At 73.5% G+C, this 14,027-nt stretch carries 15 protein-coding genes and 1 pseudogene; 8 read left to right on the plus strand and 8 right to left on the minus strand.

The window, feature by feature from the left end:
• The first annotated feature begins 1 nt into the window (after window position 1).
• Window positions 2-796: an SDR family NAD(P)-dependent oxidoreductase gene (locus tag PV350_RS01525; protein ID WP_500332561.1), complete on the plus strand. Its 795-nt coding sequence runs from the start codon at window positions 2-4 to the stop codon at window positions 794-796.
• A 94-nt stretch (window positions 797-890) separates the two neighbouring features.
• Here the strand turns inward: PV350_RS01525 and PV350_RS01530 are convergent, their stop codons facing one another.
• The 5 genes from PV350_RS01530 to PV350_RS01550 all read right to left on the minus strand — a co-directional run bounded on the left by PV350_RS01530 (window position 891) and on the right by PV350_RS01550 (window position 5,928).
• Window positions 891-1,868, minus strand: coding sequence for an ABC transporter permease (locus PV350_RS01530; protein ID WP_500332562.1), 978 nt, complete (start codon window positions 1,866-1,868; stop codon window positions 891-893).
• A gap of 175 nt (window positions 1,869-2,043) precedes the next feature.
• On the minus strand, window positions 2,044-2,988 hold the full coding sequence (locus PV350_RS01535; RefSeq protein WP_500332563.1) for a MerR family transcriptional regulator: 945 nt from the start codon (window positions 2,986-2,988) through the stop codon (window positions 2,044-2,046).
• Between the two features lie 34 nt (window positions 2,989-3,022).
• Window positions 3,023-4,672, minus strand: coding sequence for an FAD-dependent oxidoreductase (locus PV350_RS01540; protein ID WP_499515893.1), 1,650 nt, complete (start codon window positions 4,670-4,672; stop codon window positions 3,023-3,025).
• A complete protein-coding gene (locus tag PV350_RS01545; RefSeq protein ID WP_500332564.1) occupies window positions 4,669-5,343 on the minus strand; it encodes a DUF5987 family protein in 675 nt (224 codons plus the stop codon). The genes PV350_RS01540 and PV350_RS01545 overlap by 4 nt, the downstream gene beginning before the upstream one ends.
• Window positions 5,344-5,346: 3 nt before the next feature.
• Window positions 5,347-5,928 carry a hypothetical protein gene (locus PV350_RS01550; RefSeq protein WP_500332565.1) on the minus strand — a complete coding sequence of 194 codons (582 nt, stop codon included), beginning with the start codon at window positions 5,926-5,928 and terminating at the stop codon, window positions 5,347-5,349.
• A gap of 194 nt (window positions 5,929-6,122) precedes the next feature.
• On the opposite strand from PV350_RS01550, the gene PV350_RS01555 reads away from it, so the two are divergent.
• On the plus strand, window positions 6,123-6,815 hold the full coding sequence (locus tag PV350_RS01555) for a FadR/GntR family transcriptional regulator (RefSeq protein WP_499515890.1): 693 nt from the start codon (window positions 6,123-6,125) through the stop codon (window positions 6,813-6,815).
• A gap of 60 nt (window positions 6,816-6,875) precedes the next feature.
• On the opposite strand, the gene PV350_RS01560 is transcribed toward PV350_RS01555, so the two are convergent.
• Window positions 6,876-7,613, minus strand: coding sequence for an SDR family NAD(P)-dependent oxidoreductase (locus PV350_RS01560; protein ID WP_500332566.1), 738 nt, complete (start codon window positions 7,611-7,613; stop codon window positions 6,876-6,878).
• Between the two features lie 135 nt (window positions 7,614-7,748).
• Between PV350_RS01560 and PV350_RS01565 the strand changes: the two genes are divergently transcribed.
• A complete protein-coding gene (locus PV350_RS01565) occupies window positions 7,749-8,390 on the plus strand; it encodes a TetR/AcrR family transcriptional regulator (RefSeq protein WP_500332567.1) in 642 nt (213 codons plus the stop codon).
• Window positions 8,391-8,539: 149 nt separating this feature from the next.
• On the opposite strand, the gene PV350_RS01570 is transcribed toward PV350_RS01565, so the two are convergent.
• Complete coding sequence (locus tag PV350_RS01570) at window positions 8,540-8,680, minus strand: hypothetical protein (protein ID WP_500332579.1); 141 nt, start codon at window positions 8,678-8,680, stop codon at window positions 8,540-8,542.
• Here PV350_RS01570 and PV350_RS01575 point away from each other — a divergent pair.
• The 5 genes and pseudogenes from PV350_RS01575 to PV350_RS01595 all read left to right on the plus strand — a co-directional run.
• Window positions 8,658-8,714: pseudogene (locus tag PV350_RS01575) on the plus strand (SRPBCC family protein); the annotation flags it as partial. The gene PV350_RS01570 and the pseudogene PV350_RS01575 overlap by 23 nt on opposite strands.
• An 85-nt stretch (window positions 8,715-8,799) precedes the next feature.
• The gene (locus PV350_RS01580; RefSeq protein ID WP_500332580.1) at window positions 8,800-9,045 is read left to right on the plus strand and encodes an SRPBCC family protein; all 246 of its coding nucleotides are present in this window, start codon (window positions 8,800-8,802) and stop codon (window positions 9,043-9,045) included.
• A gap of 50 nt (window positions 9,046-9,095) precedes the next feature.
• A complete protein-coding gene (locus PV350_RS01585) occupies window positions 9,096-9,647 on the plus strand; it encodes a YrhB domain-containing protein (protein WP_499515886.1) in 552 nt (183 codons plus the stop codon).
• A gap of 234 nt (window positions 9,648-9,881) precedes the next feature.
• On the plus strand, window positions 9,882-10,625 hold the full coding sequence (locus PV350_RS01590) for an HAD family hydrolase (protein WP_499515885.1): 744 nt from the start codon (window positions 9,882-9,884) through the stop codon (window positions 10,623-10,625).
• Window positions 10,622-12,961 carry a glycoside hydrolase family 65 protein gene (locus tag PV350_RS01595; protein WP_499515884.1) on the plus strand — a complete coding sequence of 780 codons (2,340 nt, stop codon included), beginning with the start codon at window positions 10,622-10,624 and terminating at the stop codon, window positions 12,959-12,961. Before PV350_RS01590 ends, PV350_RS01595 begins: the two co-directional genes overlap by 4 nt.
• A 60-nt stretch (window positions 12,962-13,021) precedes the next feature.
• On the opposite strand, the gene PV350_RS01600 is transcribed toward PV350_RS01595, so the two are convergent.
• Window positions 13,022-14,011, minus strand: coding sequence for an LLM class oxidoreductase (locus PV350_RS01600; RefSeq protein ID WP_499515883.1), 990 nt, complete (start codon window positions 14,009-14,011; stop codon window positions 13,022-13,024).
• Window positions 14,012-14,027: the final 16 nt, after the last annotated feature.

Genomic DNA, 14,027 nt, shown 5'->3' on the forward strand with positions numbered 1-14,027 from the left:
GATGCGCATCGCCGGTGCAACTGTTCTGCTCACCGGTGCCACGGGTGGGCTCGGCCAGGACATGGCGCGCGAACTCGCCGCCAGGGGCGCGCGGTTGACCCTCAGCGGGCGCCGCGCCGAGGTCCTCGAACCCCTGGCCAAGAGCCTGGACGCGAGGGCCGTCCCCGCCGACCTCGCGGACCGCGCCGACGTGGAGCGGCTGGCCGCCGAGTGCGCCGGCGTCGACGTCCTCGTGGCCAACGCCGCCCTGCCGAGCAGCGGCGAGCTGCTGGACTACTCCCCCGACCAGCTCGACCGCGCCCTGATGGTGAACCTGCGGGCACCGGTCCTGCTGGCGCGGCTGCTGGCGCCGGCCATGGTCGAGGCCGGGCGGGGCCACGTCGTCCTCATCGGCTCGCTGTCCGGCAAGGCCGCCTCGCGGTCCACTTCCCTGTACAGCGCGACCAAGTTCGGCCTCCGCGGCTTCGCCCACGGCTTCCGCGAGGACCTGCACGGCACCGGTGTCGGGGTGTCCCTGGTCCAGCCCGGATTCGTCCGGGATGCCGGCATGTTCGCCGACACGGGTGCCAAGGCACCTGCCGGGGCACGTACCGTGACGCCCCGGCAGGTCACGGCGGGGGTCGTCCGGGCCGTCGAACGCAACCTCGGCGAGGTGAACGTGGCCCCGCCCGAGCTGCGCCTGCTCAGCGCGGTGGCCGGGCAGTTCCCGGTGTTCGCCGCCCGCGTCCAGCGGCTCAGCGGATCCGCCGAGCGTGCGACGCGGGACATCGTGACCGCGCAGCGGCACCGCCGCTGAGCGGCCGTCCGCCGCAGGCCGGGAACGTGCGCGCCGCTGCCGGACGGCGGGGCCGCCGTACGGGTGTGACGCCGTCCGGCACGACCGTACGGGGTCACATGTGCGGGTACCGGCGCCGCCGCCAGGTCCACGCCACCGCGGCGGCCGCCGCCGCCCAGCCGAAGAGCACCAGGTACGGGAAGGCGTACTGGTTCTCGGCGAAGTAGATCGCGTTGTGCTGGGCGTTGACCGAGGCCCCGGGCGGCAGCCAGCGGCCGACGGCCCCCAGCGGCTCGGGCAGGAGCAGCCAGGACACCGCCCCGCCCGAGGACGGGTTGCCGAGCAGCACCATGAGCAACCACGTCGGCAGGATGGCCCATTTGCCGAACAGCATGTAGAACGCCGTGAACACCAGCCCCGAGGTCACCATCGTGAGGGTCAGGATCGCCCAGGACTGGAGGAAGGGCAGCCGCAGCACGTGCAGCCCCCAGTCCACCACCGCGACGATGGACAGGCTTCCGAGCGCGGAGTACGCGACGATCGTCAGGAAGCGCTCCAGCGGTCTGAGCTCCGACGCGTGCACGGTCAGCTGCACCGCGCCGAGGAAGCCCACGATGACCGCGGCGAGCGTGATGTAGAAGATCGCGAGCCCCTGCGGGTCGCCGGGCTGCAGCGGTCTGAGGTCGCCGAGGCTCAGCCGCACCCCGGCCTGCGCGGCCGCCAGCGGGGCCGCCGCCGCCAGCACACGCGCCACCGAGGCCCCCGCGGCCGGCACCAGGTCGAACGAGACGGTGCCGCCCCCGGCCTTGGTCTGCGCCACGGCGAACACATGCTGCCGGTCGACGGCGTCGACGGCGGCCGCCCGCGTGGCGAAGCGCCGCTGCACCAGTTCGGTGCTCAGGCCCGAGTCCATGCCCGCCACGAACTTCTGCAGCTGGGGGGAGTCGTCCACGACGCCGATCGGGATGTGATGCGGTGTCGGATGCGCCATGGCGAAGCTGTACGAACCGGCGAACAGCCCCGCCCCCACCGCCAGGAGCAGGACGATGACCACGGCCGGCCGGAAACGTGACAGCCCTGAGGGGGGAGTCATCGGCATACCCTCATCGCGCCCTCCGAAAGGCCGAGGCCCGTCCCCGGCGGCTTCGCGGCACGGCCGGCGGTGTGGGGCGAACCCGCGGCCCAAGTTACTGCCGGTGATCCACCCCCGCTACCTGACGGGACGTGGGCCCGGCGCACCGACGCGCTGGGCCCGGCGAGCCGTCCGGTCACGCGGCGGCGGCCTCCAGGGCGCGGACGGCCCAGTCGAGGGCGGGCCCGCGGCTCTCCAGGACGGGCCAGCCGTTGACCACCGCGAGCAGCCGGGCGTACCGCTCCCGGCGCGGGTCGGACGCGGTCCGCAGACGGGTCAGCAGTCGTCGCCGGAGCTCGGCGCCGTCCGCGGCGCCGAGGAGGTCCGCGTACTCCGCGGCGACGGCCGCGACGACGGTACGCGCCCGGTCGGAGGCGGGGTCGACGCCCGCGGCCAGGGCGGGGACGACCCGCTCGCCGACCGACGCGACGACGTCGCGGCGCGGCGACGTGGTCCCGGCGCGGGCACGGTCGGCCGCGTGCTCCCCGGCCATCCGGCGCATCGTGGCCCGGAAACCTGGGTCCTGTGACAGTTCGGCGAGCTCCACCCACGCCTGGACCTGGTCCGGCCCGGGGTCCTCGGGCAGCGCCGGGGTGAGGGAGCGGCGCAGGCCCTCGATCGCGGGCGCGTCCGCGAGGTCACCGGGTCCGCCGAGGACGGCGTCGAGGAAGTCGTCGATGAGCCGTCCGCGTTCCGCAGCGGACAGCCCGGCCAGTTCGTGCATGAGCTCCGTCTCCTCCGGGGTGGACCCGCGCCGGGCCACGGCCGTCAGCACCGCGCGCCGCAGCCGCAAGGTGCGGATCTGCGTCTCCAGGGCCGCGGCATGGGCCGCCGCGACCTCGGGCAGGGACAGCTCCCGGTCCACGACCCGCCGGATCGTGGCCAGGTCGAGTCCCAGCTCGCGCAGGGTCCGTACGAGTTCCAGCCGGGCCAGGGCCGCGTCGCCGTAGCGGCGGTAGCCGGCCGGACTGCGGCCGGCCGGCGTCACGATCCCCCGGTCGGAGTAGAAGCGGATGGTCTTGACCGTCAGCCCGGTGCGCCGGGCCAGGTCGCCGATCGAGTAGCGCGCGTCGCCGTTCACGCCCGCTACTCTTCCGTCTCCCCCCGGGGGAGACTCAAGCCCCCGCGCGGGCCGCGACGGCACGGGCCGCCGCCGCGACGCCGCCCCCGCGGGCCGCGCCGGTGAGCGGATCGCTCGGTGCGTAGCGCACGGCGACGCCGTACTGGGCGCAGCGGGCGGCGATGGCGGGACAGGCACGTTCCGCGAGGGCCGCGATGGTCAGGGAGGGGTTGACGGTGAGGGAGGTGGGGACGGCCGCACCGTCCGTCACGAAGAGGCCGGGGTGGGTGCGCAGCTCGTTGAGCTCGGTCAGCGCGGAGATCGCGGCGGAGTCGCCGAGCCGGCAGGAGGCGAGGGGGTGGGCGGTCACCGTGCCCGCCACGTCCTCGCTCCACGGGCGGACGGTGGCGAGGCCGTCCCGTTCCAGCACCGCCCGTGCGTACGTGTCGGCCTCGGACCAGCCGCGCCGCGTGCCGGCCGTCGGTGCGAACCGCATGGTGCCCAGGCCCAGCCCGTTGGCCAGGCGGGTGAAGCTGCCGGTGAGGGGCGGCACGCCGAAGCTGCCCTCGGCCTCGTCCTCGGTCATGGCGAGCACGGTGAGCCAGGAGCGCCAGCGGGCCCGCATCTGCTTCTTGGCGACACCCGACCAGCGCCCCGCGGCGGTCTGGGCGAGGGAATTGGTGACGGTCGGGAAGTAGATCTGCTGGAGGGTGAAGCGGGAGAACTCCGGCGCCCGGGCGTCGAGGCGGTCGAAGGACGCCGCGGTGATCGGCATCCCGATGTGCAGTGCCTCGTACGCCACCGTCGCGCTGCGCGCCAGCCCGAGCAGGGAGCGGACCTTGCCCTCGTCCATCTCCGCGACGCTGACCCGGTCGCCGTTGCCGGAGAAGTAGCCGCCGACGGCGGGCGGGACTCCCCCCAGGGCGAGCGCCGAACGCTGCAGCAGGACCGGTGTGCCGACCGCGCCCGCGGCCAGCACCAGGACCTTGGTGTGGAGGGTGCCCGCGCCGGTGGGGCAGGTGTAGTCCGCCGGGTCCACGGTGGTGTAGTCGACGGCGTAGCGGTATCCGGGCACCGTGGACGGGCGGATCAGCTGCACCTCGTGCAGGGGGCGGATCTCGGCGCCGTGCGCCTCCGCGGCGGGCAGGTAGTTGAGCAGCATGGAGCGCTTGGCACCGAAGCGGCAGCCCGAGAGCATCCAGTTGCAGTCGGTGCAGCGGGCCCGGTCGACGGCGACGGGCACCGGGTTGCAGGTGTGTCCGGCGCGGTCGCAGGCGGCGGCCAGCACGCCGCCCGCGTACGAGACGTCGGGCCAGTCGAGCTTCGTCACCGGCAGGGCCTGCTCGACCTGCTCGTACCAGGGGTCGAGGGCGGCGCGGCTGAGGGAGGCGGGCCACAGCCGCCGTCCCGCGGCGTCGCGCCGGTCGAAGACGAAGGACGGCGCGCGCAGCGACGCGGCGAAGTAGACGACGCTGCCCCCGCCCACGCAGTTGCCCGCGACGACGGAGATACCGTCGCCCTTGATCACGTCGACGATGCGGGGGTACGCGCCCAGGTCGAGGTCGTGGGTGAAGTCCTCGGTGGCCAGGCGCGGTCCGCGTTCGAGGACGGTGACCCGGGCTCCCGCGGCGGCGAGGTGGTAGGCGGGTATCGCACCGCCGAAGCCGCTGCCGATGACGAGGACATCGGTGGTCTGGGGGCTCATGCGGGGCTCCCGGAGGGGGTGGTGGCGGGGTGCGGCTCGGCGAGGGCCGTGCCGTAGGAGTGGGACGGGTAGCGCCACAGACCGTCGGCGTCGGGCGGCGGGAAGCCGGTCCAGACCAGACCGGGGTGGCCTTCGGCGAGGGCCTGCGCGGTGTGGCGGTGGGCGGCGGTGTCGAAGGCCAGACCGACGAGGAAGGCGAGCAGTTGCCAGATCGGGCGGTCGAGGTCGTCGGCCCGGAAGAGCCCGGTGACCAGGGTGGTGCGGTGGTCGAAGGAGAGACCGACGAAAGGCGGTCGGTCGAGCGGGAGCAGGATGAGCCGGCTGATGGCGTACGCGGTGGCGCGGGCGTCCAGCAGCGCCGCGATGCCCGGCAGGAGCGGGTTCAGCGGGAGGTCGGGCGAGGTGAGCAGGGTGATGACCCCGGCCTGTACGGCGCCCGGGCCGGAGGCGGCGCCGGCGATGGCGCGGTCGGAGGGGGAACGTCGTTCCCCCGGCACAAGGGTGTCGGCGAAGGCCTCCAGGGTGGAGACCGGCCAGGAGCCGAGCGCGGCGGCCGCGGCAGGAGCGGCCGCGGCGGGAGCTGCCATCGTGCCCAGCGCGGGCAGGGCGGCGACGGCGGCGGCCAGACCGCGCAGCACTGCGCGCCGGTCGATGCCGGGGAGCGGCTCCATCGGCTACCACCCCGCGCACAGGAGGCTGAAGGGCAACGTGACGGAGAGCCCGCTCTCGCCGGCCTCGTCCCCGTACGCGTCCAGGACGTCCGCGACCTCGGGCAGTTGCGGACGCAGCGCGGCCACCAGGTCGCCTATGCCCACGGTGACCCCGTTGAGCCGGAAGTTCGTCAGGAGCATCGCCGCACGCCGGTTGCGCTTGTCGAACCAGTAGCGGCCGTCCCAGGAGACGTACGGAACCGCCCCGGTGGTGGACTGCACGCTCCAGTGGTCGCGCTGGTAGTAGCGGCACACGGGAAGGGCGAGCGCGAAGCGGGCGGGTTCGGCGAGCAGGAATCGGACGGCGCCGCCGTTGTCGAGGGTGATGTCGCGCTTGGAGTACTCCAAGCACACCGGGTCGGACAGCCAGAGCCACGGGTCGGGGGTCTCGCCCTCCCCGTACGCGTGCCAGTCGCAGGCGGCGGCGAACGACGGCTCGGAGTACGGGTCGGGAGCGTTGGCCGAGGCGGGGGCGGTGGCGGTCACCGCGAACAGGGCGGCCGCGGCCAGGGTCAGCAGGCGTGAGGAACGGCGGAAGCGGGGCATGGGCAGACTCCGGCGGTCGTGGGGACGGGGCGTACGGGGCCTGGGCACCACGCAGGATGCCGCTGACACGACGTCAGGGCAAGGGGTTGCACACAGACTCATTGAATGAGTGGCTCATCCACTGCCTGAGTATGTTGACGCGGTCCCCGTTGCTCGGTGGGCTTGGACCGGACCGCTTCGAGAGGACGACCACGGTGGAGCCACTGCCCCGCGAGACCATCGTCGACGTGCTGGAACGCCGCCTGCAGGAGGACATCCTGGGCGGCACCCACCCCGCCGGCACCCTGCTGCCCCCGGAACAACGCCTCGCCGAGGGCTACGGCGTCACCCGCACCACGGTGAAGCACGCCTTCGGCCGGCTCATCCAGGCCGGTCTCCTGGAGACCCGCCACGGCGTCGGCACCCGGGTCCGCGACTACCTGCGCCTCGGCGGCGCGGACCTGCTGCCCATGCTCGTACGGCACAACCCCGGGTGGCTGGCCGACATCTTCGAAGTCCGTGCCGGTGTCGGCACGTTGATCGCCGAACGCGCCGCCGTCAAGGCCACTCACCCGCAACGCGCCCGGCTGCGCACCCTCCTGGACGCCGTCGGCGCCGCCGCCGACCCCGACGCCGTCCAACTGGCCGACGCCGAGGTCCACCGCGCCCTCGCCCAGGCCACCGGCAACCGCGTCTACGTGCTCCTCACCAACACCCTCTTTGCCGCCTACCTGCCGTTGCGCGCCCGCCTCGTCGCCCCCTTCCGCGACCCGGCAGAGGCCGCCGCCCGCCTGGAACCCCTCGTCACCGCCGTCATCGACGGTGCCGCGACCACGGCCCGCACGGCGGCCCAGACGTACCTCGCCGAGACGCAGCGCATCATGCTGGAGGCGCTGGAGTCGTCCTGAGCCGGGCGGGCCGCCGCGGAAGGGTTCCCCGGTTCCCCCTGTCCGCGGCGGCCGGCCGCGTCAGCGGGCCTGGTCGGTGGGCCGGATCAGGATCTCGTTCACCGCGACGTGGTCGGGCTGGGTGACCGCGTACAGGACGGCGGCGGCGATGTCCTCGGGCTGCAGGGTCCGCATGGACTCGGCCATGCTCTTCGCCATGGCCCGGATCCCCGGGTGGGTGATGTGGCTGGTCAGCTCGGTCGAGACGAAGCCGGGTTCGACGAGCACGACCCGGACACCCTGCTCGGTGACCTCCTGCCGGAGCGACTCCGCGAAGGCGGTGACGCCGAACTTGGTGGCCGAGTAGGCGCCGCTCGCGGCCGTCGCCGTGCGCCCCGAGGTCGAGGAGACCTGGACCACGGCCCCCTTGCGCTCCAGCAGGTGGGGCAGGGCGGCGTGGACCGCGTACATCGAGCCGAGCAGGTTGGTCTCGACCATGCGCGTCCACTCGGTGGTGTCCGCGTCGAGGATCGGGCCGCTGAGCATGACGCCCGCGTTGTTGACCAGGATGTCGAGACCTCCGAAGCGCTCGACGGTCGTCGCGACCGCGTCACGCACCGATGCGTGGTCGGTGACGTCCAGATCGAGGGCGAGCATCTCGCCGGGGGCGTCCTGCACGAGGTCCTTCAGCCGGTCGGCCCGCCGGGCCCCGACCGCGACCAGGGCGCCGGCCTTCGACAGGGCGAGGGCCGTGGCCCGGCCGATGCCCGAGGACGCGCCGGTGACGAGGACGACCTTGCCTTCCAGGGTGCCGCTCACGTTGTTCTCCCAGGAGTTCGTGTTCGTGGTTCGCGACCCGGGCAGAAGATGACCGCCGGGTCATGTTGAGCGTAACAGCTAACCTGACCCTCCGGTCACCTTGGTGATAGGCTCCACACCTGGGAGGAGGCAGGGATGAGCGGGACGACAGCCACTCCGGGCCAGCGGGCGGACATGGTGCGCAACCGACGCCTGCTGCTCGAGGCGGCGACGGCGGCGTTCGCCGAGCGCGGGGTCGACGTGCCGATCGGTGAGATCGCCCAGCGGGCCGGCCTCGCCAAGGGCACGGTCTTCCGGCACTTCGCCTCGAAGGAGGACCTCCTCGCGGCGATCATGCTCCAGTTGCTCAACCAGCTCGTCGGCTCGGCCGGCCGCCTCCTGGAGGCCGACGACTCAGGGGCGGCGCTGCGCGAGTTCATGACCGACGGCGTCGAAGCGCTCGCCACCGACCGCGCGTTCTGCGAGGTGATCGGCCGCCCGTCACTGCAGCACGCCGAGGTCCGCGACCGCATCGCCCTGCTCTGCGACGCCGCCGAGGCGCTCACGGCCCGGGCGCGCGAGCAAGGCGCCGTGCGCGGCGACATCACGGGGACCGACGTCGTCCTGCTGCTCGGCGGGATCCACCAGACGGCGGCACCGCTGCTGCCCATCCAGCCGCAGGCGTGGCGCCGCTACCTCGCGCTGGCCTTCGACGGGCTGCGCGCCACCGACTCCGGACCCTTGCCGGAGCCGCCGCCCGCGCGCCTGGAGATCGCCGACCCCACGACGTCGCCGTAGGGCACGCGCACCCACCCCTTCCCCGACCAGCGGAACATCGGGCCCGCCGGCGCATGCCGCCGGCGGGTCTTGACCACGCCCATGCCCTGAGAGAGCATTGCTCTCATTGATAAGCACTGCTCTCGACGGGGGATGGGGATGAAGCTTTTCTACGCGGGCCCGCCGCTCGGGGAACTGCACGAGGAGTACGCGAAGAAGGGCCGGCTGGACGAGCGCGCGCCGGTCAGGTCGACCAGTTCGGTCACCGTTGACGCACCGGTCGCCACGGTGTGGCGGCTCGTCAGCGACATGCACGCCTGGGACACGTGGCGCTCCGACGCCCGCGTCGTCGAGCTCGGGGCCGTGGAACCGGACGCGCGCTTCCGCTGGAAGCTGCGGGTGGACGCGCATCACGTCCTCCTTCGCCGTGGTGGCGCCCGAGCGGGAGCTGTCGTGGACGGGCCTGGCGATGGGCTGGATGAAGGCGGTCGACCGGATGCGGATGGCACCCAGCGACGACGGCCGGACGGTCGTCACGATCGAGGAGTCGCTCTCCGGGCCGCTCCTCACGCTGTTCTACGACAGCGCACGGCTCCGCAGGGGCCACGAGGACGTACTCCGCATGCTGAAGGCCGCCGCGGAGGAGAGCCCGGCCTCGTGCCGACCCGGGACCTAGGACCAAGGGACCACTGGCCCGGTCCGCGCCGGTTGCGGGATGCTCCCCGCATGATCGAGCGCGAGGACGCGGTCCGGAGGGTCCAGGAGCACCTGGACCGGTGCTTCCCCGGGCGCATGGCGGTGGTGGAGGCCGAGGAGCACGAGCTGGCGTGGGTCGTCGTCTACCAGTCCGCGCAGTACGTCAGGACCGGCGACGCGGAGCACCTCCTGGCCGGCAACGGACCGTACCTGGTGGACCGGGCCGACGGCCGCATGCACGCGATCGGACCTGTGGACTACCTCATGGGCGGATGGGAGGACGAGTACCGGGCCCGTGTCCGCGGACTGCCGGTGCGGACCGCGGTGGACGATCTGGACGACGGGATCCGCACGTCGGTGGCCGCCCACGGCCGCGTGTTCGCCATGGTCGAGCTGCGGGAACGGATACCGGCGCTCACCCCCGCCGACGCCTTGGCCTACGTGACGGCCCTTCAGGCCGCCCGCCCCGCGCCGCGGCGTCCGCTCGCCGTCGTCAGCGAGGCCCTGGTGCCGTACCGGGAGCCCGTGATCAAACCCGTCCCCCAGCGACGCGAAGACGCCGGTCAGGACGGGGGAACCTGACCGGCGCCGGTCTGCGTTGCGGGGCCGCGGTGGCGGTCGCCCCCGGCGAGGGGCTCCGTGGGGCTTCAGCCGAACGATCGTCCCCACGGGCGAAGGGATGAGGCCCGGGGTCACTGGCCCACTCACGGCACCCGCATCAGGTGGAACCGTGCCCCGGCCCGGATTGTTCCCGCGTCCCGGTGGTCCGCGGCCGCGGAAGGCATGCCCGGGGCCCGCTGCGGGGAAGCGCGTTGCATGACGAAGACCGGTCTCCCGGAGGGCATCCGGGCCTGCCTGTTCGATCTCGACGGAGTGCTGACCAAGACCGCGGTCGTGCACGCCGCCGCCTGGAAGGAGGTGTTCGACGACTTCCTGCGGCACCGGGAGGGTGCGGACTTCCGCCCCTTCGACAAGGTGACCGACTACGACGAGTACGTCGACGGACGCCCACGCGCGGACGGCGTGCGGGCCTTCCTGGCCTCGCGCGGCATCGAACTGCCCGAGGGCTCCGCGGACGACCCGCCCGAGCGCGACACGGTGCACGGGGTGGGCAACCGCAAGAACGAGATCCTGCTGGAGAAGATCCGCAGCGAGGGCGTCGAGGCCTATCCGGGCTCGGTCCGCTACGTGAAGGCCGTACGGGCCGCCGGCCTGCGGACGGCCGTGGTGTCCTCCAGCGCCAACTGCCGCGACGTGCTGGTCGCGGTCGGCATCGAGGACCTCTTCGACGTGCGCATCGACGGTGTGGTGGCCGCCGAGCGCAAACTCCCCGGGAAACCACACCCCGACACCTTCCTGGAGGCGGCGCGCGAGTTCGGGGTGGAGGCGAAGGCGGCGGTGGTCTTCGAGGACGCGCTGGCCGGCATGGACGCCGGCCGCTCCGGCCACTTCGGGTACGTCGTGGGGGTGGACCGGGTGGGCCAGGCCGACGCCCTGCGCGCGCACGGCGCCGACATCGTCGTGCGGGACCTCGCCGAGCTGCTGGAGGCGGACGCGTGATCAGCCACTCCTCCTACGTGGTCGAGCCGTGGTGCCTGCGTGAGACCGAACTGGACCTCGACGTGCTCGCCCAGAGCGAGTCGGTGTTCGCCCTCTCCAACGGCCACGTCGGCTGGCGCGGCAACCTCGACGAGGGCGAGCCGCACGGGCTGCCCGGCTCCTATCTGAACGGTGTCCACGAACGGCACCCGCTGCCCTACGCGGAGGCGGGTTACGGCTACCCGGAGGCCGGCCAGACCGTCATCAACGTCACCAACGGCAAGATCATCCGGCTGCTCGTCAACGACGAGCCGTTCGACGTGCGCTACGGGCGGCTCGTCTCGCACGAACGCGTCCTCGACCTGCGCGCCGGGCATCTGCGCCGCACCTGCGAATGGACCTCCCCGGCCGGCTGCACCATCCGGGTGACCTCGACCCGCCTGATCTCGCTCACCCAGCGGTCCATCGCCGCGGTGGTGTACGAGGTCGAGGCCGTGGACGACGTGCGCCTGGTCGTCCAGTCCGAGCTGGTGGCCAACGAGCAGCTGCCGACGACCTCGGGCGACCCCCGGGTCTCGGCCGTGCTGGACTCCCCCTTGCAACCGGAGGAGAACCTGGCCCTGGACAACCGTCTGCGCCTGGTGCACTCGACCTCGGTCACCGGACTGCGGGTCGCGGTGGCGGCCGACCACGCCGTGGAGGGGCCGCCGTCCACCCGGAGCTTCAGCGAGAGCAACGACGACACCAGCCGGCTCACCGTCACCTCGTCCCTGGCGGCCGGGGAGAAGCTGCGCCTGGAGAAGATGGTCTCCTACGGCTGGTCCCAGGTCCGTTCGCTGCCCGCCGTGCGCGACCAGGTGGAGGCGGCGCTCGCGGGCGCCCGCAGCACGGGCTGGCAGGGGCTGTGCGACGAGCAGCGCGACTACCTCGACGCGTTCTGGGCGCGGGCGGACGTGGAGATCGACGGCGACGCCGAGATCCAGCAGGCGGTCCGTTTCGCCATGTTCCACGTCCTGCAGGCGGGTGCGCGCGCCGAGCAGCGGGCGATCCCGTCGAAGGGCCTGACGGGCTCGGGCTACGACGGGCACTCCTTCTGGGACACGGAGACCTTCGTCCTTCCGCTGCTCACCCTGACCTCGCCGGAGTCCGTCGCGGAGGCGCTGCGCTGGCGCCGTGCCACCCTGCCCGCCGCCCGGGAGCGCGCCCACCAGCTCGGCCTCGAGGGCGCCGCCTTCCCGTGGCGCACGATCGACGGCTCCGAGGGCTCGGGCTACTGGCCGGCGGGAACGGCCGCGTTCCACATCAACGCGGACATCGCCGACGCCGTCGTCCGCTACGTCTCCCTCACCGGCGACGAGGACTTCGAGCGCGAAACGGGTGTGGAGCTCCTGGTCGAGACCGCGCGCATGTGGCACTCCCTGGGTCACCACGACCCCCACGGGAACTTCCACATCGACGGGGTCACCGGGCCCGACGAGTACAGCGCCATCGCGGACGACAACGTCTACACCAACCTGATGGCCCAGGCGAACCTGCGCGCCGCCGCCGACGTCGTCGAACGCCACACCAAGGAGGGCGCGGCCCTCGGCGTCGACGACGAGGAGACGGCCGCCTGGCGGGACGCGGCCGCGGCCATGACCGTCCCCTACGACAGCGCGCTCGGCGTCCACGAGCAGTCGGCGGGCTTCACCCGGCACCAGATGTGGGACTTCTCCACCACGCAGCCCGACCAGTACCCGCTGATGCTGCACTTCCCCTACTTCGACCTGTACCGCCGGCAGGTGGTCAAGCAGGCGGACCTGGTACTGGCGATGGTCAAGCAACCGGAGGCCTTCGACGACGAGCAGAAGGCCCGGAACTTCGCCTACTACGAGCCGATGACGGTGCGTGACTCGTCCCTTTCGGCGTCGACGCAGGCGATCATGGCCGCCGAGGTCGGTCATCTGCGCCTCGCCTACGACTACCTGGGCGAGGCGGCGCTGATGGACCTGCACGACCTGGAGAACAACACCCGCGACGGCCTGCACATCGCCTCCCTCGCCGGCACCTGGGCCGCGCTGGTCGGCGGCTTCGGCGGGATGCGGTACCGGGACGGCTGCGCCGCCTTCGCACCGCGGCTGCCGGAGAAGCTGCGGCGGCTCGCCTTCACCCTGCAGGTGCGGGGGCGGCGGCTGAGGGTGGAGATCACCGGCGCCGCGGCGACGTACACCCTGCTGGACGGGGAGCCGCTGGAGCTCTACCACTACGACGACGGGTTCACGCTCACCGTCGACCGCGCGCAGACGCGCAAGGTGCCGACCCTGCGCACGCGTCAGGCGCCGGAGCAGCCGCCGGGCCGCAGTCCCCGGCACCGCTGACCTCCCCGCCCGCCGGGCGGATGCGCCGGCGCCGGTTCCCCGAGGGGGCCCGGCGCCGGGTCAGCGCCCGGGGAAGTGGGGCAGGACCTCCTCGGCGAGTTCGTGCAGCACCTCCGCGACCGGGCGGTCCCCCGGACGGAGGTTGAGGGAGACGTGGGCGACGCCCAGGTCCGCCATCGCGCCCAGGTGGTCGACGAGGGCGGTGCGACCGGTACGCAGGCCGAGGCGGATCGGCTCCGGCCGGGCCGCGGGGTCCGCGACGAGGTCGAGCAGCATGGGAGTGAGGTAGGGCTTGTACCGCCCGCCGGTGAGTTCCCGCCACCGCTGGACGTCGTCGCGCAGGGCGTCGAGGGGCCGGGGGTAGTTCAGGCCCGCGTCGGCGTGCCCGGCGATCCACTCCGGGGCCTGACGGGCGCTGCCCGCCACCGCGATCGGGATGTCCCCGCCCACGGGCTTCGGCAGGACGTCGATCCGCCGCTCGGCCCGGAGCCCGGTGCCGGGCAGGGCCAGCCCGAGCCCGGGAGCGGGGGTCGCCCAGGCGGCGCGCAGGGTGCGCACGCCGTCGCGGAAGGCCTGTCCGCGGCCGTCGAAGTCGGCACCGAAGAGCGGGTACTCCACCGGGCGGTCCCCGCTGGCCAGGCCCAGGACGAGGCGTCCTCCGGAGAGCACGTCGACGGTGGCCGCGGCCTTGGCCACGTGCAGCGGGCTGCGCAGCGGCAGGACGACGGCGGAGGTGCCGAGCACGACGTGTTCGGTCAGCGCGGCGAGGTGCCCGAGGTAGGCGAAGACGTCGAAGACGGATCCGGCGTCGCCGAAGGCGAGCGGGTCGTACACCGGTACGTCGCGCAGCCACAGGGCGCTGAAGCCGAGGCCGTCGGCGAGCCGGGCGAGGTCGGCGTGACCGCTCAGGTCCGGCACCCCGAAGGGACGGCCGGCCTGCTGGTCGGCGGCACGGCGGCCGGCTCCCCAGTCGTTGTCCAGGGGCAGTTCGAGTCCGAGGGTGAGCCGCTGGTGCGGGCCGGTGAGGCGGGTGAGGGCGGTGCTGGTCATGGTGCGGGCCTTCGTC

Source organism: Streptomyces sp. PA03-6a, assembly GCF_033792765.1.
Lineage (GTDB): Bacteria > Actinomycetota > Actinomycetes > Streptomycetales > Streptomycetaceae > Actinacidiphila.

Bases quoted from the DNA above. Each gene is read 5' to 3' on its own strand.
- PV350_RS01525 (WP_500332561.1), top strand. From the start codon at position 2: ATGCGCATCGCCGGTGCAACTGTTCTGCTCACCGGTGCCACGGGTGGG.
- PV350_RS01530 (WP_500332562.1), bottom strand. From the start codon at position 1,868: ATGACTCCCCCCTCAGGGCTGTCACGTTTCCGGCCGGCCGTGGTCATC.
- PV350_RS01540 (WP_499515893.1), bottom strand. From the start codon at position 4,672: ATGAGCCCCCAGACCACCGATGTCCTCGTCATCGGCAGCGGCTTCGGC.
- PV350_RS01545 (WP_500332564.1), bottom strand. From the start codon at position 5,343: ATGGAGCCGCTCCCCGGCATCGACCGGCGCGCAGTGCTGCGCGGTCTG.
- PV350_RS01550 (WP_500332565.1), bottom strand. From the start codon at position 5,928: ATGCCCCGCTTCCGCCGTTCCTCACGCCTGCTGACCCTGGCCGCGGCC.
- PV350_RS01565 (WP_500332567.1), top strand. From the start codon at position 7,749: ATGAGCGGGACGACAGCCACTCCGGGCCAGCGGGCGGACATGGTGCGC.
- PV350_RS01570 (WP_500332579.1), bottom strand. From the start codon at position 8,680: ATGTCGCTGACGAGCCGCCACACCGTGGCGACCGGTGCGTCAACGGTG.
- PV350_RS01585 (WP_499515886.1), top strand. From the start codon at position 9,096: ATGATCGAGCGCGAGGACGCGGTCCGGAGGGTCCAGGAGCACCTGGAC.
- PV350_RS01590 (WP_499515885.1), top strand. From the start codon at position 9,882: ATGACGAAGACCGGTCTCCCGGAGGGCATCCGGGCCTGCCTGTTCGAT.
- PV350_RS01600 (WP_499515883.1), bottom strand. From the start codon at position 14,011: ATGACCAGCACCGCCCTCACCCGCCTCACCGGCCCGCACCAGCGGCTC.